The sequence below is a fragment of the Prochlorococcus marinus XMU1419 genome (assembly GCF_017695955.1).
Classification (GTDB): Bacteria; Cyanobacteriota; Cyanobacteriia; order PCC-6307; family Cyanobiaceae; genus Prochlorococcus_A; species Prochlorococcus_A marinus_AD.
In genome coordinates this window covers 417283-436765 of sequence record NZ_JAAORO010000001.1, presented here as the reverse complement: position 1 = coordinate 436765, position 19483 = coordinate 417283, and the positions used below count along the sequence as shown (strand labels likewise).

The 19483-nt window shown below is 32.5% G+C and carries 23 protein-coding genes; 15 read left to right on the top strand and 8 right to left on the bottom strand.

Translation table 11 applies throughout. The annotated features are described in order from the left end of the window. Nucleotides 1-7: 7 nt before the first annotated feature. Nucleotides 8-1441, top strand: a complete 1434-nt coding sequence (gltX, locus tag HA151_RS02480; RefSeq protein ID WP_209105937.1) for a glutamate--tRNA ligase — start codon at nucleotides 8-10, stop codon at nucleotides 1439-1441. Nucleotides 1442-1443: 2 nt separating this feature from the next. On the opposite strand, the gene HA151_RS02475 is transcribed toward gltX, so the two are convergent. From HA151_RS02475 to tsaD, 3 genes are all read right to left on the bottom strand, one after another. Beyond that, nucleotides 1444-2640, bottom strand: coding sequence for a cation:proton antiporter (locus HA151_RS02475; protein ID WP_209105936.1), 1197 nt, complete (start codon nucleotides 2638-2640; stop codon nucleotides 1444-1446). Nucleotides 2641-2802: 162 nt separating this feature from the next. Beyond that, nucleotides 2803-2979, bottom strand: coding sequence for a high light inducible protein (locus HA151_RS02470; protein WP_209105935.1), 177 nt, complete (start codon nucleotides 2977-2979; stop codon nucleotides 2803-2805). A gap of 5 nt (nucleotides 2980-2984) precedes the next feature. Next, nucleotides 2985-4055 (bottom strand): tRNA (adenosine(37)-N6)-threonylcarbamoyltransferase complex transferase subunit TsaD, encoded by a 1071-nt coding sequence (gene tsaD / locus HA151_RS02465; RefSeq protein WP_209105934.1) that lies wholly within the window; start codon nucleotides 4053-4055, stop codon nucleotides 2985-2987. 74 nt (nucleotides 4056-4129) lie between these two features. On the opposite strand from tsaD, the gene HA151_RS02460 reads away from it, so the two are divergent. Together HA151_RS02460 and psaJ are read left to right on the top strand one after the other, a co-directional pair. Next, nucleotides 4130-4684 carry a Photosystem I reaction center subunit III gene (locus HA151_RS02460; protein ID WP_209105933.1) on the top strand — a complete coding sequence of 185 codons (555 nt, stop codon included), beginning with the start codon at nucleotides 4130-4132 and terminating at the stop codon, nucleotides 4682-4684. Between the two features lie 30 nt (nucleotides 4685-4714). Beyond that, complete coding sequence (gene psaJ / locus HA151_RS02455; protein ID WP_011862490.1) at nucleotides 4715-4849, top strand: photosystem I reaction center subunit IX; 135 nt, start codon at nucleotides 4715-4717, stop codon at nucleotides 4847-4849. A 21-nt stretch (nucleotides 4850-4870) separates the two neighbouring features. Here psaJ and gmk read toward each other — a convergent pair whose 3' ends face one another. Continuing rightward, complete coding sequence (gmk, locus tag HA151_RS02450) at nucleotides 4871-5425, bottom strand: guanylate kinase (RefSeq protein WP_209105932.1); 555 nt, start codon at nucleotides 5423-5425, stop codon at nucleotides 4871-4873. A 75-nt stretch (nucleotides 5426-5500) separates the two neighbouring features. Between gmk and HA151_RS02445 the strand changes: the two genes are divergently transcribed. The 3 genes from HA151_RS02445 to tatC all read left to right on the top strand — a co-directional run bounded on the left by HA151_RS02445 (nucleotide 5501) and on the right by tatC (nucleotide 8325). Continuing rightward, nucleotides 5501-7201 (top strand): NFACT RNA binding domain-containing protein, encoded by a 1701-nt coding sequence (locus tag HA151_RS02445; protein ID WP_209105931.1) that lies wholly within the window; start codon nucleotides 5501-5503, stop codon nucleotides 7199-7201. A gap of 29 nt (nucleotides 7202-7230) precedes the next feature. Beyond that, the gene (locus tag HA151_RS02440; RefSeq protein ID WP_011376025.1) at nucleotides 7231-7491 is read left to right on the top strand and encodes a hypothetical protein; all 261 of its coding nucleotides are present in this window, start codon (nucleotides 7231-7233) and stop codon (nucleotides 7489-7491) included. Nucleotides 7492-7566: 75 nt separating this feature from the next. Beyond that, nucleotides 7567-8325: a twin-arginine translocase subunit TatC gene (tatC, locus tag HA151_RS02435; RefSeq protein ID WP_209105930.1), complete on the top strand. Its 759-nt coding sequence runs from the start codon at nucleotides 7567-7569 to the stop codon at nucleotides 8323-8325. Here tatC and HA151_RS02430 read toward each other — a convergent pair. Beyond that, nucleotides 8294-8611, bottom strand: coding sequence for a DUF3067 family protein (locus tag HA151_RS02430; RefSeq protein WP_209105929.1), 318 nt, complete (start codon nucleotides 8609-8611; stop codon nucleotides 8294-8296). The genes tatC and HA151_RS02430 overlap by 32 nt on opposite strands. A 123-nt stretch (nucleotides 8612-8734) precedes the next feature. Here HA151_RS02430 and petC point away from each other — a divergent pair, with 123 nt between their 5' ends. Genes petC through HA151_RS02405 form a run of 5 tightly spaced genes read left to right on the top strand, consistent with a single transcriptional unit; the run spans nucleotide 8735 to nucleotide 12430 of the window. Continuing rightward, entirely contained in the window at nucleotides 8735-9271 is a 537-nt protein-coding gene (gene petC, locus HA151_RS02425; RefSeq protein ID WP_209105928.1) for a cytochrome b6-f complex iron-sulfur subunit, read from the top strand. A 24-nt stretch (nucleotides 9272-9295) separates the two neighbouring features. Continuing rightward, nucleotides 9296-10228, top strand: coding sequence for a cytochrome f (gene petA, locus HA151_RS02420; protein WP_373922066.1), 933 nt, complete (start codon nucleotides 9296-9298; stop codon nucleotides 10226-10228). Nucleotides 10229-10238: 10 nt separating this feature from the next. After that, a complete protein-coding gene (gene lgt, locus HA151_RS02415) occupies nucleotides 10239-11132 on the top strand; it encodes a prolipoprotein diacylglyceryl transferase (protein ID WP_209105926.1) in 894 nt (297 codons plus the stop codon). Further along, nucleotides 11125-11880, top strand: coding sequence for a precorrin-4 C(11)-methyltransferase (gene cobM / locus HA151_RS02410; protein WP_209105925.1), 756 nt, complete (start codon nucleotides 11125-11127; stop codon nucleotides 11878-11880). Before lgt ends, cobM begins: the two co-directional genes overlap by 8 nt. Before the next feature lie 55 nt (nucleotides 11881-11935). Next, the gene (locus HA151_RS02405; protein ID WP_209105924.1) at nucleotides 11936-12430 is read left to right on the top strand and encodes a helix-turn-helix domain-containing protein; all 495 of its coding nucleotides are present in this window, start codon (nucleotides 11936-11938) and stop codon (nucleotides 12428-12430) included. Here the strand turns inward: HA151_RS02405 and HA151_RS02400 are convergent. Next, nucleotides 12423-14018 (bottom strand): Ppx/GppA phosphatase family protein, encoded by a 1596-nt coding sequence (locus tag HA151_RS02400; RefSeq protein ID WP_209105923.1) that lies wholly within the window; start codon nucleotides 14016-14018, stop codon nucleotides 12423-12425. The two genes, HA151_RS02405 and HA151_RS02400, sit on opposite strands and share 8 nt — an antisense overlap. 104 nt (nucleotides 14019-14122) lie before the next feature. Between HA151_RS02400 and HA151_RS02395 the strand changes: the two genes are divergently transcribed. Then, nucleotides 14123-15031, top strand: coding sequence for a 4-hydroxybenzoate polyprenyltransferase (locus HA151_RS02395; RefSeq protein ID WP_373922063.1), 909 nt, complete (start codon nucleotides 14123-14125; stop codon nucleotides 15029-15031). Nucleotides 15032-15040: 9 nt separating this feature from the next. Next, entirely contained in the window at nucleotides 15041-15910 is an 870-nt protein-coding gene (locus HA151_RS02390; RefSeq protein ID WP_209105922.1) for an LD-carboxypeptidase, read from the top strand. Here the strand turns inward: HA151_RS02390 and ispD are convergent, their stop codons facing one another. Beyond that, a complete protein-coding gene (gene ispD, locus HA151_RS02385) occupies nucleotides 15911-16582 on the bottom strand; it encodes a 2-C-methyl-D-erythritol 4-phosphate cytidylyltransferase (RefSeq protein ID WP_209105921.1) in 672 nt (223 codons plus the stop codon). 92 nt (nucleotides 16583-16674) lie between these two features. On the opposite strand from ispD, the gene fabG reads away from it, so the two are divergent. Further along, the gene (fabG, locus tag HA151_RS02380) at nucleotides 16675-17424 is read left to right on the top strand and encodes a 3-oxoacyl-[acyl-carrier-protein] reductase (protein WP_209105920.1); all 750 of its coding nucleotides are present in this window, start codon (nucleotides 16675-16677) and stop codon (nucleotides 17422-17424) included. Here the strand turns inward: fabG and HA151_RS02375 are convergent, their stop codons facing one another. Next, the gene (locus HA151_RS02375) at nucleotides 17425-17604 is read right to left on the bottom strand and encodes a hypothetical protein (RefSeq protein WP_209105919.1); all 180 of its coding nucleotides are present in this window, start codon (nucleotides 17602-17604) and stop codon (nucleotides 17425-17427) included. 132 nt (nucleotides 17605-17736) lie between these two features. Between HA151_RS02375 and groL the strand changes: the two genes are divergently transcribed. Next, the gene (gene groL / locus HA151_RS02370; protein WP_209105918.1) at nucleotides 17737-19482 is read left to right on the top strand and encodes a chaperonin GroEL; all 1746 of its coding nucleotides are present in this window, start codon (nucleotides 17737-17739) and stop codon (nucleotides 19480-19482) included. Nucleotide 19483 lies beyond the last annotated feature (1 nt).

The window sequence follows — 19483 nt, the reverse complement described above, 5'->3', positions numbered from 1 at the left end:
GAAAAATTTGGAAAAACGTTTAAGATTAGCCCCAAGTCCAACGGGTTTATTTCATATTGGTACTGCTCGAACAGCATTGTTTAACTGGTTGTACGCACGAAAAATATGTGGAAGGTTTCTCATCAGAATAGAAGATACAGATTTTCTTAGATCTAAATCTGAATACACAAAAAATATATTAGAAGGCTTGAAATGGCTCGGACTTGAATGGGAAGAAGAACCTTTGAAGCAAAGTGACCGAATATCAATTCACAAAGAATACATCAAAAAGCTTTTAGATTCTGGCTCTGCGTATAGATGCTTTACAACAGAAGATGAGATACTTGAGTTAAGGGAAGAACAAAAAAAGAAAGGATTACCTCCAAGGCATGATAATAGGCACAGAAATCTTTCGAAAGAAGAAATAGAAAAATTCATATCTGAAGGAAGGACTTCCGTAATAAGGTTTAAAATTGATGAAAAGAAACAAATCAAATGGATAGATCAGGTAAGAGGTGAAATCAAATGGCTAGGGAAGGACTTGGGTGGTGATTTAGTTTTATCAAGAAGGGCTATGGGATACGAGATTGGAGATCCTTTGTATAATCTTGCAGTTGTAGTTGATGATAACTTCATGAATATCACTCATGTAGTTCGAGGTGAAGACCATATCTCTAATACTGCAAAACAAATATTGATTTATGAAGCTTTAAATTTCAAACTGCCAACTTTTTCACATACACCCCTGATACTTAATAGTGAAGGGAAAAAATTATCCAAAAGAGATTGCGTTACTTCAATCGACGAATTTAGAGATATGGGATATTTACCTGAAGCCTTAGCAAACTATATGGCCTTTCTAGGTTGGTCACCAAAATCTTCCGATAGTGAAATACTTTCACTTGATGAGATATCAAAAATTTTTGAATTATCAGATATAAATAAATCTGGAGCTAAATTCAGTTGGGAAAAACTTAACTGGATTAATTCTCAATACATAAAAAAAATGGAATCAGTGAAGTTAAGTAAGATCATTTGTAAATACTGGGAAAAAATGGAGTGGGAACCTCCATCCCAGGAGTGGGCTTTAAAATTAGTAGTTTTAATTAAAGACTCAATGACTATTTTAAAAGACGCCATTGATCAATCAAAACCATTTTTCTTATTACCTCCAATTCAAAAAGAGGGTCAAGATTTTCTCGAAAACGTTGATAGTAAAGTATCTCTAAAACTTATCTTAAATTATTTAATTGAGAGGAATAATGTAAAACTAAACAAAGAGAACGCAAAAGAAATAATAAACGATATTTCAAAAATGCATAATATTAAAAAAGGGATTTTAATGAAATCATTAAGAGTAGCCTTTTTTGGTTCTCTCAGTGGGCCAGATTTAATTCAAAGTTGGGAACTTTTCTCAGAGAGTAAAAGTGATATCACAAGAATTGAAAGATGTATTAAATAAATCTAATTTTTTTGACCTAATTCTAGCCGATTCGCCAAAGGTTTAGCAGTAAGACCTTGGATTCCTACTGTCATTAATATAGTAAGAAACACCAAACCTTGAAGTCGTCCAGCTCCAAGGATGCCAGCCTGTTCTAATCTGATAGAAAAAAGAGAGGCTACCGCTGCAGTAACAATACCTCTTGGGGCTAACCAGGCTAAAAATACTTTTTCTTTTAATCCTAATTCTCTTCCCATTGTTGCTATCCAGATAGAAATAGGACGAACAATTACCATCAACATAAAAACGCAAACAACCCCTCCCCAGCCTAGGGGACTCAATTCACCCCAAGAAACATCAGCGGCCAAGAGAGGGAAAAGAACTGTTATTGCTAATTGTGCTAATTCGCTTATTAGATTATCCAACTTCTCCTTATCTATTACTTCTCTTTTGCCCACAATAAAACCTGCCGCTACAGAAGCAGGTAGACCTGACTCTGGTAGAAAATATTCACAAATTCCATATACAAGAAAAATAAATCCTAGAGTGACTTGAAGCTCTACACCAAATGAGGCTTCATTTTTTATTTTTTTTAAGATTTCTGATAGTAACCATCCTGCACTTAATCCAATTAAAACTCCTCCTCCTAATCTTTGCATCAATGCAATAAATACTTCGTTAATCCCACGTAGGTCTCCTAAAGTTAGTTCTAAAAGTAATAATGCTAGTACTGCACCAATTGGTTCGAGTAATAAACCTTCAGCTTTCAAAACTTCCGAAAGAGGGGAAGCTAATTTTATTTGTTCAACCAAAGGAGAGACAACAGTTGGTCCAGTAGCTAGAACTATGGCACTATAAATTCCTGCAACTTGCCATGAAAGACCAGCCAACCAATGAGAAATAAAAATTCCAGCTGATAATGAAATAAATAGCCTTATCAATGAAATTTTCAAAACAGTATTTCTTATATTCCCCTCAGGCAGTTTTAAATTTAGTCCTCCTTCGAATAGAACTAAACAGACTAAAAGTCCGACAATAGTTTCAAGCCCTTGCCCAAGATCTAAAGGCTCAACCAGTCCTAAACCTGATCTTCCAATAAATAATCCAGAAAGCAATAGAATAACGACACTTGGAAATCCTGTAATAGAAGAAAATAATCGAGCACAAGCACCTGCAAATACTGTTATTCCCCAGAGTAATCCAAGCCTTTCGGGCGTCATATAATCTTTTTAAAAATAAAACTATCGATTAATTTGATTAAATCAATAATCTCATAGCAAGTCCATTAAAGACAATAATTTTTAATTTAATTAATCAACTTAACTAAACAAAATTTTTGTAATTTTTTAGACTGCCTAACAGTTAAGGCAAAGGAACCTTTGTTATGAAAACTGACTAATTAAAGCAAAAATAATAAATATAATACCTATACCGATAGTTGCCATCCTTCCATTCCATATTTCTGCTTGCGGAGTAAAACCTCTTTTCCATAAATTCAGTTCCTTTTTATCAACTAAATTTTTTGTTTCTTTAATCTCAATTTTAGGTTGCTTATTCATTAGAGTCAGAAAGGAGGATTTTCTCCATATAGGGTGTGTGCTTGTTCAATTGATAGTCTTCCTGATACACCTAGTTTAAGAGAACTTAAATGATCCTTAAATTTAATTCTGAACAACGCTGCTGCTCCAATCATCGCTGCATTATCTGTACAAAGATTGAGAGGAGCTAGATGAACTTTAATAGATTTTTTACTTGCTTCATTAATCATCATTTTTCTTAATGTATTATTTGCAGCCACACCACCAACCACAACAATATTATCCAAGCCATGATCAATAGCACATCTTATTGTTCTCTCTACTAATACCTCCGCCACAACTCTCTCAAAACTTGCAGCTATATCAGGAACTGGGACGGTATTTCCATCTAAATTTATTTTCTCAACCAATCTTAATACTGCAGTTTTTAGACCACTAAAAGAAAAATCATATTTAAGAAACCCACCCTTTCTATCTGAAATCCTACATTTTGGTAAATTAAATTTCAAAGGGTCCCCATTTTTAGCAATCTTTTCAATTGCTGGCCCTCCCGGATAACTAAGACCTAATAATCTCCCGACCTTATCAAAGGCTTCTCCAGCAGCATCATCAAAACTCTTTCCAAGTCTTCGCATTATCCTTCTCTCATCAACCTTTATCAATTCTGTATGTCCACCACTAACGAGTAATGTAAGAAAAGATTTTTTTGGATAGTTTTCTGAAAATAGAATAGAAGATAAATGCCCCTCCAAATGATGAATTCCCAAAAATGGCTTGGAATATAACATGCAAAGTGATCTCGCAGTAATAGAACCAACTCTTAAACACCCAACTAATCCGGGGGCTACAGTGGATGCAATATAGTCAATTTCATCAATTTTAATTTTTGATTCTTTTAATGCCTTTTCTAAAACAAAAGGTAATAACTCTAGGTGTTTTCTAGCTGCTAGTTCAGGAACAACTCCCCCCCATTTTGAATGATCTTCAATTTGAGATGCAATGATGTTTGAATGTATTTCAAAAGTATCGCCAAAATTAGAAACTATTGAGACAGATGTCTCATCACAACTTGTTTCAATAGCTAAAACTTTATGCATATTTGAATCAACTTGTTCTATTTTAGTATTAATTTCTTTCTAAACACATTATAAGGAATTAAAGATTGCAACTTATGAAATTCTTTTTCTCAATCATTACATCAGTTTTTCTGTTTCTAGGAATTACTCCAATTGCTCTAGCGGCTAATGGACCGGCATTAAACGCAGACAGAGCAAGCACTGAATTTACAGCTTCAGCCCTCACGTTATGCTCTGAAAACCCTAAATTCATTGAGAGAGCAAGTTCTGCAACAACACAAAAAGACATCGCAAGATTCGAAAGGTACGGGAAAGCATCATGCGGAGATGACGGTCTTCCACATTTAATTATTGGACCTCCACTTGAGCCATGGGGAGCTCTTTTAAATAGAGGTCATGAAGGCGATTTACTTATACCAGGAGTTTTGTTTATTTATATTGCAGGAATAATAGGCTGGTCAGGAAGAGAGTATTTGATTGAATCAAAAAAGACCAAAAATCCTGCAGATCTTGAGATCATTATTGATCTAGACTTGGCTAGAAAATGTCTTGTAAAAGGTGCACAATGGCCTCTACTTGCTAATAAACAAGGCAGGAATGGTGATTTAAGAGAAAAAGATAACAATATTACACTTAACGGTCCTCGTTAATTTTCTTTAAAAAAACTTTCATAAAATCAAATGTTTAAAATTCTAAACACAAAATTTGTTCGATCTGCACCCGTAGTTGCGGCGATCTGGCTTAGCCTTACGGCTGGAATAATTATTGAATTTAATAGGTTTTTCCCAGACTTGTTATTCCATCCAATGAGCTGAGAAAATACATAGATAAAATAATCAAGTTTGTATTAACTTGATTATTTTTTTCGCAGTTTCATCAACATTATGATTTGTAAATGCAAAATCAAATTCATTTGATTCTGAAATTTCATAATTAGCTCTTAAGAGTCTTTTTTTAATTGACTCTTCTTTTTCTGTACCTCTATTTCTTATCCTTCTCTCTAACTCTGCTTTGTCAGGAGGGAGTAAAAAAATTGAAATAGACTCAGGAAACTTTTCTTTGATTTGCTTTGCACCCTCGACTTCAATTTCAAGAAATACGGTGAATCCTTTTTTGATTTTCTCATTTACAGAGGATAAAGGAGTTCCATAGTAGTTTCCAGCGAATTGAGCCCATTCGAGAAAAAGGTTTTGTTCAATCATTTCTTTAAACTTTTTTTTACTCAAAAAGTAATAATTTTCTCCTTCCTTTTCTCCCTCTCTAGGTTCTCTAGTAGTTGCAGATATTGAAAGCCAAATATTTTTATCTTTACCTAATATTTCTTTAACTACAGTTCCTTTTCCCACACCGCTAGGGCCAGTAAGTATAAAGAGTTTTTTTAGATTTTTCATATTAAATTTTTTACAGTAAAATAAAATTCTTGAGAATTAAAAAAAGAAATAATGCAAAAAGGGGTGCCTCAAATAATGGATATTACATCGATTAGATCTGTGTTGCATTATTTATCAACAAATATTTTACCTACAAAGTTTGAAACTGCCCAGCAACCAGAGCCTAATACTATTCAATTATGTTTCAGAGGAGTTGATTCTCAAACTTGGTTAGAGGTTTCATGGAATGGTGACTCTCCCAGAATACTAAAGATAAACAAGCCGGAAAAGATTGGGAGTGAAAGCACACTCTCTAAACAAATAAGATACGGATTAAAATATATGGCTTTAATTTCGATTAATCAAGATGATTTCGAAAGAGTCATAAAATTTGGTTTTGCAAAAAAGCCAGGAGATGAAATTAGTAAGTATTTAATTTTTGAGTTAATGGGAAAACATAGTAATATTTTTTATTTGGATAATAAACATAAAATTATCGCAGTTGGTAAACAAATTAAATCAAATCAATCTAGTTTTAGAACAATTTCAACAGGATCAATTTATTCTGACCCTCCAGTAAATCTTAAAAAACGACCTACAGAAGAGGAGTCTTTTCAATCATGGAAAGATTCAATTTCAACAGTACCTGAGTCTTTGAAATGTTGTTTAATAAATACCTATCAAGGAGTAAGCCCTATCCTTACGAAACAATTAGAGAAATTTAGTAATACTAACGACTCGGAAATAATGGAAAAAAATATTAATTTTATTAGCAATGAAAACTTAAAGGAGATATTTAAAAGTTGGAAAATATGGATAAGTAGATTTAAAAACAAAAACTTTAATTTTTCGATATTTAATAATTATTTTTATTCCGTTTGGTTTTTAGATAAAGAAATTAACTGTGAAAATAAAATTGATTTATGCACCGGTTTAGAAAATTATTATGATCGTCATTTAAAACAAAGGAAACTTGAATTATTAGTAAAGAAAATTGAAGGGATAATTTTCAAACAAGCAAATAATGAGAAAAAAAATTTAAATATTCAATATGATCTCCTATCAAAGTCAGAAAACTACAAAATATATAAAGAAAAAGCTGACAAGATATTCGCAACAAATGAGATCAACAAAAAAGATATTATCAGAGGACAAAAACTATATAAAAAATCAAAAAAACTAAAAAGATCTAGAGAATTAATACAAGAAAGATTAAATATTTACAAAACCAATATAGATAGATTAGATGAATTCAATACACTTCTAGAAAATCTAAATTCTTTGAATCATGAAAAACTAATTGTGAAAATTAAACTATTAGAAGAAATTATAGAAGAAATTTGTAATGAGTTTAAAATTAATATAAAGAGGCAAAGAGAAGATAAGAAAAGTTCATCTAAGATACAATCTGCACCTATGCAAGTTAATACTCCTACTGGATTGAAGCTCCAGATAGGAAGAAATATGAGGCAAAATGATTTAATAAGTTTTAAGTTTTCCAAAAAAGGCGATCTTTGGTTTCACGCGCAGGAATCACCAGGTAGTCATGTAGTTTTAAAGTCTTCTTCTCAAGAAGCATCTGAACAAGATGTTCAAATAGCTGCAGATTTAGCTGCTTTATTTAGTAAGGCAAAAAGGAATATCAAAGTTCCAATTAATTTAGTAAAGATTAAAGAATTGCAAAAAATAAAAAAAGGAGGACCGGGATGCGTTTCCTTTAAAAATGTAGAAATTATTTGGGGAAATCCTACAAGAGGAGAAGATTACATTAAAAAAAATCTTAAAACTGTAATTTAGTTTATAATAAAAAAAATTTTTAAATATAAATGTTTGATTTTCTTTTGGGTACTCATGAATTTTTAGGGAATCATAGTTTTCCAGAATTTATTGTTGGATATCTTTTTGGCGCTGCATTAATAATTGGAGCTCCTACTGTTTTCTTATTACTTGCCTTCGTAAGTGCTTTGATGAAAACAAATGGGAAAATGGGTGGGTATAGAGAATATGAAACTTATGGCGAATCATCATTAAATGATGCCCCTCCTTTTTTATTACCAGATCCAACTAATCCTAAATTGAGCAAATAATAGAATTTATAAAAAATTGGAGTTCGGTGTGGTCAATTTTAAACCTTTTTCTTACAAAATCTTTATCAAAAAATAATGAAAGGTAATGATGTGAGTAAGAATCAATTATCAGATTCAATGACTTTTAGTGATCATTTAGAGGAGCTTCGTCAAAGGATACTTAACTCAATTTACTCAATACTTATTTCAATATTCTTTAGTTTTCTAATCATAAAGCCATTAATATCTTTTTTAGAAATTCCAGCTAGTGATATCCATTTACTACAACTTGCTCCAGGAGAATTTTTATTTGTCGCTATTAAAGTTGCAGGTTACAGCGGATTAATAGTTTCTATGCCATATATTTTTTATCAAATAATACTATTTATTTCTCCTGGTTTAACAAAAAAAGAAAAAAGCCTAATCTTGCCTGCAGTTTTTGGTTCAGGTCTTCTATTTTTCTTGGGATTAATTTTTTCATGGTGGATATTAGTTCCTGCAGCTATAAATTTCTTTATTTCTTTCGGTGCTGATATTGTTGAACCAACTTGGTCTATAGAAAGATATTTTGATTTTGTTCTATTACTAATGTCGAGCACTGCAATAGCTTTTCAATTGCCAGTACTACAATTTATTCTTGGTTCTCTTGGAATAATCACAACAGAAAAAATGATTTCGAATTGGAAGATAGTTGTAATCTCCTCTGCAATCTTATCTGCAGTAATTACCCCTTCAACAGACCCATTGACAATGTCGTTGCTATCTATATCGATTGTGTTTTTATTCTTTGTGGGTACTGGATTAACTTACTTATCAGAAAATCTTAAGTCAAAAACTCTTTCATCTTCTCATTAACATTTAATTGCAAGCTAACAGCTCTTCCTAACCTTGGCTTAGCATTGACTTTCTTTAGCCATTGCCTTACTTCCTCTGAATATCCACATCTATTTAAAATTTCGATTTTATCCGCTATCGATTTTTTGTATTCATCTTCACTTAAAGGAAATGATTCCTGTCCAAGGAATCCCCACATCATTTGAAAATAGACAAAATTTCCTCTTCTAAAGAGCCTAAAATCATATTTTTTCCCCCAGCGATGAATCAAATAATGGATAACTTCATCTACTAGTAATGGGTTCATTTAAATCAATTAATTAAGACTTCCTAAATTTTTACTTTAAATTATTAAAAGTCCTATCTATTTGCAACAGAAATTGAACAATTTGATCCATAATAACTAATAAATAACAGAACCAAGTAGCGAATGACTCAATTAAGTTCCAATGATGTCCCTTCAATGGGTCGAAGGCAATTTATGAATCTTCTTACATTTGGTACTGCAACTGGTGTAGCTTTAGGAGCACTTTACCCCGTAGCAAATTATTTCATGCCCTTAAGAGCAGGTGGTGGTGGTGGTGGAACTTCTGCTAAAGATGAATTAGGGAATCCAATAACTAAGACAGGTTGGTTAGCTACCCATCAAGCAGGTGACAGAAGTCTAGTACAGGGTTTAAAAGGAGATCCAACTTATTTAATAGTTAATGAGGGTGGGGAAATAGGAGAATTTGGTTTAAATGCAATTTGTACCCATTTAGGTTGCGTTGTCCCATGGGATAGTGGTGCCAATAAATTTATATGTCCTTGTCATGGCAGTCAGTACGATACAAATGGGAAGGTAGTCAGAGGGCCTGCTCCTTTATCTTTAGCACTAGCTCATGTCGATATTGATGATGATGATGTATTAGTCAAACAATGGTCAGAAACTGACTTTAGAACAAATGAAAATCCTTGGTGGGCATAAAAAATGAAAGGTCTTAAAAATCAAATCATGAAAAAAACAAGTTTATTTATCTGTACTCTGCTTTTCATTTCGAGCATTGTATTTTATCCTAAAATCACTTTTGCTTATCCATTCTGGGCTCAGCAAAACTACGAATCCCCGAGAGAAGCTACAGGAAAGATAGTCTGTGCAAATTGTCATCTAGCTCAGATGCCTACCATTGCAGAAGTTCCTCAATCTGTTGGTGCAGATAGTGTTTTCAAAGCCGTAGTTAAAATACCCTATAAAAATGACTTAAAGGAGATCGGCGCTGATGGTTCTGAAGTCCCATTGCAAGTTGGTGCTGTTGTAATGCTCCCTGATGGCTTTAAACTTGCTCCACAAGAAAGATGGACCGAGGAAATCAAAGAGGAGACAGAAGGAGTTTATTTCACTAACTACAGTGAAGAGAAAGATAACATCATAATTGTTGGACCTTTACCTGGGGATACCAATAAAGAAATCGTTTTTCCTGTACTTTCCCCTGATCCATCCACTAATAAAGAGTATCACTATGGGAAATACTCGCTACATATTGGAGGCAATAGAGGTAGAGGTCAGGTATACCCAACTGGAGACAAAAGTAATAATGTAGTTTTCACCTCTTCCACCTCAGGAACTATTAATTCAATAGACATAATTGAAGACGGTAGTTATAAGGTTAATATAGAAAACGATAATGGTGAGATAATGACTGAAGCAGTGCCTGTTGGTCCTCAACTTATAGTAAAAGCACAAGACAAAATTAAGGCAGGCGATCCACTTACTAATGACCCCAATGTCGGCGGCTTCGGGCAATTGGACGCTGAGGTTGTACTTCAGAGCCCTTATAGAGTAATAGGGTTAATTGCATTCTTTATTGGTGTAGGTTTAACTCAAATACTTCTAGTATTAAAGAAAAAACAAGTAGAAAAAGTGCAAGCAGCAGAGGGTATCTAACTTTCTTTAAATGCTTATATTTCAAGCTTTTATACAATCTCCAGGAGAAACTTTTTTAAATTTAGGATTTTTAACTATTAGATGGTATGGATTGCTTATTTCGATTTCAGTTTTAATAGGCTTATTTATCTCTAAGAAACTTGCGAAGACAAGGAATATTAATCCAGAGTACATTAGTGAAATACTTCCATCATTAATAATTTTTTCAATAATTGGAGCTAGAGCTTATTACGTAATTTTTGAGTGGAGGCAATATAGCGGAGAGAACTTTTTTACTTCTTTAGAACTATTCAATAACACTATTCAAATACCTTCTTTTCTAGCAGTTTGGGAAGGAGGTATAGCAATCCATGGAGGTCTAATTGGAGGATTATTATCTATTATCTATTTCTGTAAGTCGAAAAACATTCATTTAAAAACTTTTATAGATATATTAATACCCTCGATTATTCTTGGACAATCAATTGGAAGGTGGGGAAATTTTTTCAATAATGAAGCCTTTGGGGTTCCTACAAATTTGCCTTGGAAATTATTTATCCCTATCGAAAATAGGCCTCTAGAATTTATTAATTACAATTTTTTTCACCCTACTTTTCTTTATGAATCATTGTGGAATTTTTTAATATTTATCATTCTTATTTTTATCTTTAATAAACAGAACAAAGCCGATTTTTTTAGACCTGGCTTTATTAGCTGTCTTTATTTAATAAGTTATAGCTTTGGAAGATTCTGGATTGAGGGTTTAAGAACTGACCCACTATGTATTGGTGGGCTTCCGCCTTTCTGCAGTGGCGGTATAAAAATGGCACAATTTATAAGTATTTTTCTATTTTCTTCTGGATTAATTGGAATATTTTTTTTAAGATTAAGAACATATAGTGGTCAGAATAGAAAGAATGAATAAAAAAATATCCTTTATTGGCGTTGGTCCTGGCGATCCAGATTTATTAACACTAAAAGCTTTAAAAAAGATACAGATTGCAGATGTTATTATTTGGACTGATTCTCTAATTCCTGAAAAGATTTTAGATTTTTCTAAAGAAGGTTCTGAAAATATAAAAACAAGTTCGCTCAACTTAGAGCAAATCACCTCAATTATGATAAAAAAATTTCAGGAAGGGAAAAATGTTATAAGGTTGCATGATGGGGACCCTTGTCTTTTTGGTGCGATTAGAGAACAAATAGAAATTTTAAAAAAAGAAAAAATAGAAATCGAAGTTATTCCAGGTGTAAGTGCTTTTCAAGTCGCGGCAGCATATCATGAAGCTGAATTAACCATCCCAGACATAACGCAAACAATAATTTTAACTAGAGCAGGAGGAAGAACTGGTATGCCCGAGAAAGAATCTCTGAAAGAGCTTGCAAAACACAATTCCTCTTTATGCCTTTATCTAAGTGCTAGGCATGTAAAAAGGTCGCAAGAAACATTACTAGAGTTTTATCCCCCAGAGACAAAAGTAATTGTTGGATTTAGAGTATCTTGGGATGATGGTTGGACATCATTAATAGAATTAAAAGATATGGAAATTTTTTCTGTTGAAAAAAAATTAATTAGAACAACTATTTACATAATTAGCCCAGCAATTAATAATTCCCAAAATAGGTCTAATCTATACAGCCCATCATATAAACATCTCTTTAGAAATAAATAATCGTAAAGTTGATAGAAAAATATTAATCACTATAATTAGTAAAAATTTGTTTGCTTTGAAAGAAATAAAATTTAATCCAGAAGACAATACAAAAAATGAACAATCCTCATTAAAGAGAATTGGAAATTTTATTAAAGAGGCAAGGCTAAGTAGAGATCAATCTATTGAAGAATTGGCTTCTGATTTAAAAATTGGATCTCATCAACTTAAAGCCATTGAAGAAGGCAATGAAGAAGAGCTGCCTGAAAAAGTATTTGTTAAAGCAATGGTTCGTAGAATTTCACAGAAGCTTAAACTTGATACAGAATTTATAATGAATGAATTCAATACAGAGAAGCAAGAGATAAAGATAGAAGAAATAGTTGAAGAAGTGGCTAAAAAAACTAATAAAAATAGAAAATCTATGGATACAAGTCCATTAGGTTTCTGGATATTTATATTAATTTCAAGCATTCTTGGGCTAGTTTCCTCATCTTTAATTTTTAATTTATTTTCAGAATCTCTTCAGGATCAAAATCCAAAAAAAGAAATTATTAAAAAAACTAAATAACTTTTAATTCCAAATTCTTTAGTTCTTTTATAACATTACGGCATAATCCCAAGTTCCATTTTTCAAGGATAAGATCCTGGTCTTTATTTAAAGGTAATAGTTTAAATGTAAGAATATTTTCCTGCAATTTTATTTGAACTGAGGAGATTACCTTGTCAGGTCTTTGATCAAGACATGCTGCTAGTCTTAGAATTAATGACATTTCAAGAACTAATGTTTTATCTTCTTTGGATATTAAATTCTGCCAAGACTCATGTCTTTTCTTGGGAAGAGTCTTTCTGTGGTATCTAGCTATCGAAGCAATAATGTTTATTTCTGCTTCAGAATAACCCAACAAATTGCAATTTTTTATTAAGTACCAAGAGTGTTTGTGATATGAACCAACATTTACGTATTTACCACAACTATAAAGATTAGAAGCCGCCCAAAGAAGTTCTTTAGCTTTAGGGTCATTATCTCTATGAAAGATATTTTTAGTCTGATCATAGATCTGAAAGGCAATATCGATAACTTTCTCAGCTCTTGTATTATCTACTCCAAACTTTCTGGCCTGATGAACTATAGTTGTTTTTCTAATATTGCTTTGAATATTTAACTCGTTTTTTATAATCCCTTTACGAAGCATCCAATCAACAACTAAACCCTCTCGAAGCGCCCTCTCACTTATTGTTAATTCATTAAAGTTCAACATCTCCATTGCTGTATTTAATATCAATGCGCCTGGAATAATGATTTCTGCTCTTCTCTCACTTAATGAAGGTATTTTCTTGATTTCAGAAACTGGCAATTTAATTAGTCTTTCCAATACATTCTGTAAATTTTCCCTTTTAAATTTATAACCATGCAACTTTTGTTTAGAATCACCTAAATCATATGAAATCAAATTTCCTAATGAAGTTGCAGTGCCACTTGTTGCAATCATAGATAAAGGGTTATCTACCGTAGATCTACTCTTTATTTTTCGAACGGATGGTTCTAAAGATCCTTGAATAAAAGTTTTTAGAAACCTCGATCTTTCTAAAGATATAGACTCTTTATTTAAAAAATCATTCTTAAGTCTTACCGCACCAATTTTCGAACTGGTAAGAGCTATTGCATCTTTTTTATCTGCAAGTATTAATTCTGTAGATCCTCCTCCAATGTCTATAATTACAAAAGAATGATCTTCAAAAGCCATACCAGACAGCACACCAAGGTAAATTAATCTGGCTTCCTCAGAACCACTTATCATTTCTATTTGTATAGAAGTTTCATCAAGAACTCTTCTAATAAAATCTTGACCATTTGGAGCTTCCCTAACTGCACTTGTTGCTGCAGTTACTATTTGTTTTACTCCATTACTTTTACAATATTCCTTAAATCTCTTAAGAGTAACTAATGCTCTTTGTATTGATTCTTCAGTAAGATTACCCTCCTCATCTTTTTCTCCAAGACGAGTGGTTGATTTATCAGTGAATTTTATTGAAAATGATTTTAACTCTAGATTAATTTCTGCTACCAAGAGATGTGTAGAGTTAGTTCCAATATCTATCGAAGCTACTAAAATTTGCTTTCCTTGAAAATATCTTAAATCTTTTTTCTGTATCATTTCTTTTTATAAGATGCAGATATCTTTAATCCATTTATAAATATACTCAAGATTTATAATTAAAGAATAGAAATCACATGATACTAGTAAGATTATTTAAAGTTATGAAATATACAATAGGTTACATGCAAAATAAAAATAGACAAATTAAATTAAGCACTTTTTTTGAATTATTAAGGTGGAATAAGCCGACTGGAAGAATGATCTTACTTATTCCTGCTGGATGGAGTTTATATTTAACGCCAGATTCTAATCCAACATTTTTAATGTTGCTAAGAATAATCCTGGGAGGTCTACTTGTAAGTGGATTAGGCTGCGTGGTTAATGATATTTGGGATAAAAAAATTGATCAAAGAGTTTACAGGACAAAAAATAGACCTCTAGCTGCAAATAAAATCGGTATTAAAACGGCTTATTTAATTCTTTTGTTTTTAATTTTATGTAGTTTCTTTTTAACTTTGTCGCTACCTCAACCTGGAAGGATCATTTCCATTTCACTTGCTTTCTTAGCTTTACCTATTATCTTAATTTATCCTTCTGCCAAAAGATGGTTTAAATATCCTCAATTAATCTTATCTATATGCTGGGGTTTTGCTGTCTTAATTCCCTGGGCAGCAAATGAAGGCAATTTAAATAGTATTGTTTTATTATTTTGCTGGCTAGCAACTATTTTTTGGACTTTTGGCTTTGACACTATTTATGCTTTAGCAGATAAAAAATATGATATCAAAATTGGGATAAATAGTTCTGCTGTTAATCTCCAGAACAATACAAGAATAACTATTCAAATTTGTTATTTTTTAACTTCTAGTTTTCTCGCATTATGCGGATTTATTAATCAAATGGATTTTATTTTTTGGCCTATTTGGCTTACTATGTCAATTTTTATGCAGAGAGATATACTAAAGGTATTTCCTGAAGAAAAGCAATCAATAAAAAATATTGGGAATCACTTCAAAAATCAATCAATTTATGGAGGCTTCCTTTTATTAGGAATTATTATTGCCTCATAAACTCTAAATATGGTTTTTAGATTAAAAAAAGGTGATCTAATCGATATTTTAGCTCCAGGCTCCTTTATTGATGATGAAGAAAATTTTCAAAAAGGCATTGAAATCTTAAAAAGCTGGGGCTTAGAAGTTAATGAAAATAATTCTCTTTCAAAAAAATTTGGTTATTTTGCAGGTGATGATTTAACTAGATTTGAAGAACTGGAAAAAGCACAAAATAGTAAGCTAATCATTTTTGCAAAAGGAGGTTGGGGTTCGGCAAGAATATTAGAAAAAGATCCTTGTTGGGGAAATGGTTTAATGCTTGGATTCTCAGATACATGTTCTTTATTACTATCTAAATATTCTCAAGGATTTATTGGTTCTACTCATGGGCCCATGGTTACAAGCCTTTTCAAAGAACCAGAGTGGAGTATTAAGAGATTAAAGAATTTACTTTTTGAAGGATATGTTGAGGACATAATAGGGACCCCATTAAGAGGAGGAAAAGCTAAAGGAGAAATAATAGTTTCAAACTTGACTATTGCTACTTTTTTAATAGGTACTAATCACTTCCCAGATTGCAGAGGGAAAATTATAATTTTTGAAGATATTAATGAAGATATTTATAAAATTGATCGCATGTTGACTTATCTTCGGATGACAAAAATACTGACAAAAATTGCAGGTATTGGATTCGGAAATTTTTCTAATGATTCCTGCGACCCTGAATGGGAAGATTTGTTAAAAAACTGCATTTTTGAAAGACTAAAAGATTTTAATTTTCCCATTCTTTTTGACCTCCCCATAGGCCACATACCAGGTAATGCATGCATCCCGTTAGGGTATGAAGCGACCTTAAATGGCGATGATGGTATTCTTAGTATAGATATTCCTTACTAACTAAGAGTTCTTCACAAAAAGCTTTGCTATTTTCAAGTCTAAAGGGGATGTAATTTTTATATTTGAATAAGTTCCTTCAATAATCTTTACTTTCCAATTAAGCATTTCGAATAGTGAAGCATCATCTGTCACTTTCCAGTTTTTATCAATTGCCATCGAATGAGCTTTTTTTAATCTATCTACTAAAAAGCCCTGAGGAGTTTGGGCAGCCCATAAATAATTTCTATCTGGTGTTTCCTTAATAAATTTATCATTATCAACTATCTTTATTGTGTCAGTTACCTTAGTAGCCAAAATAACAGCTTCATTTTCATCTAATTTCCTAGCACATTGGTCTATTAATTCAGGATTAATTAGACATCTAGCACCATCATGTATTAAAACTTTTTCAGCATCTTTTGGCAGCGCTTTTAAACCATTAAAAACTGACTGTTGCCTAGTATCACCACCATTAATCCAATGAACTTTTTTGCCAAAATCCTTTGCTGAATTTAATAATAATTCTTTATCTTTAGGCTGCCCAATTATTCCAACCCAATTTATTGAGCTTGCAGAAAATACAGATTTAAGTGTCCAATAAATCAAAGACTCTCCCTCTAAATCAATAAGTAATTTATTTTTTCCAGCTTTCATTCTGCTACCACTCCCTGCAGCTGGTATTAAAAAGTGCACGATAAAAGGTCTTAATATTTTCTAGACAATTATAAATAAAAGCAATATCTTTACACAAATAGTACTACGATTGAAAATTATAAAATTTCATAATGTCCAATACAGATTCATTATCAGGCAAAGTTGCTTTAATCACTGGAGCAAGCAGAGGAATTGGTAAAGAAATTGCTTTAGAACTAAGTCGCTTAGGCGCAGAAGTTTTTATTAATTACTCTTCATCCGATGAAAAAGCTGAAGAAGTTGTAAATTTAATAAAAAATTCGGGAGGCAAAGCTCATAAATTAAAATTTGATGTATCAAAAGAGGATTCTGTCAGTTCAGCTTTTGAAGAAATCATAAAAATCAATGGCACCATTGATATCCTTATTAACAATGCTGGTATTACAAGAGATGGACTATTGATGAGAATGAAATCGGAACAATGGGACGACGTATTAAATACAAACTTAAAAGGAGTTTTTCTTTGTACAAAATATGCTTCAAAATTTATGATGAAAAAAAGAAGTGGTAGCATCGTTAATATTTCATCTGTTGTTGGATTAATTGGTAATCCTGGTCAAGCAAATTATTCTGCAGCCAAAGCTGGAGTTATTGGATTTACCAAAACTTGCGCTAAAGAATTTGCTTCAAGAGGTATAAACGTAAATGCAATAGCTCCAGGATTTATAGAAACAGAGATGACTGAAAAACTTAATACTGAAGATATTCTTAAAGTTATTCCCTTAGGGAAATTAGGAAGTTGTTCTCAAATTTCAAACTTAGTATCATTCTTAGTTTCTAGTAATGCTGGAAGTTACATTACAGGACAAACAATAAGTATAGATGGAGGTATGAGTATTTAATTATGTACTTTCGTAAGGTTGACCCAATTCATCTCTCAATCTTCTAATTTTTTGTAATAGTTTTAGTCTTCGACTTCTAGCAGTTAAAGTCAAGAAAAATCTTAAGGGAAAGTATATTAGTGTCATAGCAATCGCGAGGATTGCGGTAAGAGTAAAAATAAGATTATTTGTTTCATTCATATCTTTAAGATACTCTTATTTGAATTAATTTGTATGTCTTATTTAAAAGAAATTCGGCTTTCCCCACTTAATTAAATATCCCTAAAAAATGATTCTATGGGAAATTAGAATAAGATAAAAGATCCAATAAAAATGGCAAAACAGTTAAGTTTTTCTAATGAATCAAGAGAAGCGCTAGAAAAAGGTGTAAATTTCGTAGCTAATGCAGTAAAGGTTACTATTGGGCCGAAAGCAAAAAACGTAGTAATAGAGAGAAAATTTGGTTCCCCAGATATAGTAAGAGACGGATCTACTGTCGCTAAAGAGATTGAGATTGAAAACCCTATTTCTAATTTAGGTGCGAAATTAATAGAACAAGTTGCCTCCAAGACGAAAGAGAGTGCTGGCGATGGAACAACCACAGCAACTATTTTGACTCAGAAGATGGTTCAGGAGGGGTTAAAAAATATTGCGTCTGGTGCGAGTCCTATCGAGCTAAAGAAAGGTATGGAAGTAGGCCTCGCTCTTGTTCTAGAAAAATTAAGTTCCAAAAGTATTTCATTAAGTGGTTCTGATATCCAAAAAGTTGCAACAGTTAGTGCTGGAGGTGATGAAGAAATTGGATCTATAATTTCTAAAGCAATGGATATTGTTACTTCTGATGGTGTAATAACTGTTGAAGAATCTCAATCATTAGAAACAGAATTAGATATAACTGAAGGAATGTCTTTTGATAGAGGTTATAGTTCTCCATATTTCGTGACAGACCAAGAAAGACAAGTTTGTGAACTTGAAAACCCTAAAATATTAATTACTGATCAAAAAATTTCAAATTTAGTTGATCTAGTTCCAATACTTGAAGAAATTCAGAAGTCAGGCTCACCTTTTCTAATTCTTGCTGAAGATATCGAAGGAGAGGCTTTAACTACTTTGGTTTTGAATAAGAATAGTGGGGTTTTGAATGTAGCTTCCGTAAGAGCTCCATTATTTGGTGAGAGAAGAAAAGCGGCCCTGGAAGATATTGCAATTCTTACAGGGGCTAAGTTAATTAGCGAAGATAAATCGATGACACTTGATAAAGTATCGATTGATGATTTAGGTAAGGCAAAAAAAATAACTATTACAAAAGATAAAACTACAATTGTTGCTTTCGAAGACACTAAAGATTTAGTTAAAGCGCGAGTAGAGAAATTAAAGAGAGAAGTTAATATAACTGAATCAGAGTATGATCAAGATAAAATCAACGAAAGGATAGCCAAACTAGCCGGAGGAGTAGCCCTTATCAAAGTAGGAGCTGCTACAGAAACAGAGATGAAGTATAAAAAGTTGAGAATCGAAGATTCTCTTAATGCTACGAAAGCAGCTATTGAAGAGGGTGTCGTTTCTGGGGGAGGACAAACTTTAATTGAAATATCAGACGACCTTTTAAATTTAAGTCAAACATATTCCGATGATTTAAGAACGGGGATAAATATAGTTAAAGAATCTCTTTTGGAACCTACCAAACAAATAGCAAAAAATGCTGGTTTTAATGGTGATGTAGTTGTGGCTGAAATTAAAAGACTTAACAAAGGCTTTAATGCTAACTCAGGAAAATATGAGGATTTAAAGGATTCAGGAATATTAGATCCAACCAAAGTATTAAGATTAGCCCTTCAAGATTCAGTATCTATTGCAGCTATGCTCCTCACAACAGAAGTTGCGATGGCTGACATACCAGAGCCTGAAGCCGCAGCCCCCGGAGGATCAGGTGGAGATCCAATGGGCGGAATGGGTGGCATGGGTATGCCAGGAATGGGTGGCATGGGTATGCCAGGCATGGGTGGTATGGGTATGCCAGGAATGGGCGGTATGGGTATGCCAGGAATGGGTGGCATGGGCATGCCAGGAATGATGTAAA

Bases quoted from the DNA above. Each gene is read 5' to 3' on its own strand.
- HA151_RS02475 (WP_209105936.1), bottom strand. From the start codon at position 2,640: ATGACGCCCGAAAGGCTTGGATTACTCTGGGGAATAACAGTATTTGCA.
- HA151_RS02470 (WP_209105935.1), bottom strand. From the start codon at position 2,979: ATGAATAAGCAACCTAAAATTGAGATTAAAGAAACAAAAAATTTAGTT.
- tsaD (WP_209105934.1), bottom strand. From the start codon at position 4,055: ATGCATAAAGTTTTAGCTATTGAAACAAGTTGTGATGAGACATCTGTC.
- HA151_RS02460 (WP_209105933.1), top strand. From the start codon at position 4,130: ATGAAATTCTTTTTCTCAATCATTACATCAGTTTTTCTGTTTCTAGGA.
- psaJ (WP_011862490.1), top strand. From the start codon at position 4,715: ATGTTTAAAATTCTAAACACAAAATTTGTTCGATCTGCACCCGTAGTT.
- gmk (WP_209105932.1), bottom strand. From the start codon at position 5,425: ATGAAAAATCTAAAAAAACTCTTTATACTTACTGGCCCTAGCGGTGTG.
- HA151_RS02445 (WP_209105931.1), top strand. From the start codon at position 5,501: ATGGATATTACATCGATTAGATCTGTGTTGCATTATTTATCAACAAAT.
- HA151_RS02440 (WP_011376025.1), top strand. From the start codon at position 7,231: ATGTTTGATTTTCTTTTGGGTACTCATGAATTTTTAGGGAATCATAGT.
- tatC (WP_209105930.1), top strand. From the start codon at position 7,567: ATGAAAGGTAATGATGTGAGTAAGAATCAATTATCAGATTCAATGACT.
- HA151_RS02430 (WP_209105929.1), bottom strand. From the start codon at position 8,611: ATGAACCCATTACTAGTAGATGAAGTTATCCATTATTTGATTCATCGC.
- petC (WP_209105928.1), top strand. From the start codon at position 8,735: ATGACTCAATTAAGTTCCAATGATGTCCCTTCAATGGGTCGAAGGCAA.
- lgt (WP_209105926.1), top strand. From the start codon at position 10,239: ATGCTTATATTTCAAGCTTTTATACAATCTCCAGGAGAAACTTTTTTA.
- cobM (WP_209105925.1), top strand. From the start codon at position 11,125: ATGAATAAAAAAATATCCTTTATTGGCGTTGGTCCTGGCGATCCAGAT.
- HA151_RS02400 (WP_209105923.1), bottom strand. From the start codon at position 14,018: ATGATACAGAAAAAAGATTTAAGATATTTTCAAGGAAAGCAAATTTTA.
- HA151_RS02395 (WP_373922063.1), top strand. From the start codon at position 14,123: ATGAAATATACAATAGGTTACATGCAAAATAAAAATAGACAAATTAAA.
- HA151_RS02390 (WP_209105922.1), top strand. From the start codon at position 15,041: ATGGTTTTTAGATTAAAAAAAGGTGATCTAATCGATATTTTAGCTCCA.
- fabG (WP_209105920.1), top strand. From the start codon at position 16,675: ATGTCCAATACAGATTCATTATCAGGCAAAGTTGCTTTAATCACTGGA.
- HA151_RS02375 (WP_209105919.1), bottom strand. From the start codon at position 17,604: ATGAATGAAACAAATAATCTTATTTTTACTCTTACCGCAATCCTCGCG.
- groL (WP_209105918.1), top strand. From the start codon at position 17,737: ATGGCAAAACAGTTAAGTTTTTCTAATGAATCAAGAGAAGCGCTAGAA.